Source organism: Mesorhizobium sp. M8A.F.Ca.ET.208.01.1.1 (genome assembly GCF_004791315.1).
GTDB lineage: Bacteria > Pseudomonadota > Alphaproteobacteria > Rhizobiales > Rhizobiaceae > Mesorhizobium.
Genome location: NZ_SRUT01000383.1, coordinates 1 through 287, shown reverse-complemented (window position 1 = coordinate 287; position 287 = coordinate 1). Strand labels below are relative to the sequence as shown.

The 287-nt window shown below is 65.5% G+C and carries 1 protein-coding gene; it reads right to left on the bottom strand.

All coding sequences use genetic code 11. The features are described from left to right. The coding region (locus EN851_RS35765) for a fructose-bisphosphatase class II (RefSeq protein ID WP_135931141.1) at window positions 1–221 on the bottom strand (221 nt) is incomplete at its 3' end. Window positions 222–287: the final 66 nt, after the last annotated feature.

Below are 287 nucleotides of genomic sequence, written 5' to 3'. Positions count from 1 at the left end.
GGCGCCTCGTCGCGCTCGCCCTCCCCGATCACAACCGTGCCTTTGATGGCGAGGCGATTGAGCTCCTGGCGCATCGCGTCGACCGCCACCTGGTCGGCGGCCTTCTCATCGCCGCGCCCACGCAGCCTGGCGGCCGCCACAGCCGCGCGTTCGGTCACGCGCACGACTTCCATGGTGAGGATCCGGTCGAGACCGGCCGCGATGTTCTGGGCGATGTTCATGGATGGGCATTCCTCGTTGTCATGAGAGCAGTTCAGGTCCGAACCGCTCTAATTGTTGTTTCGAGC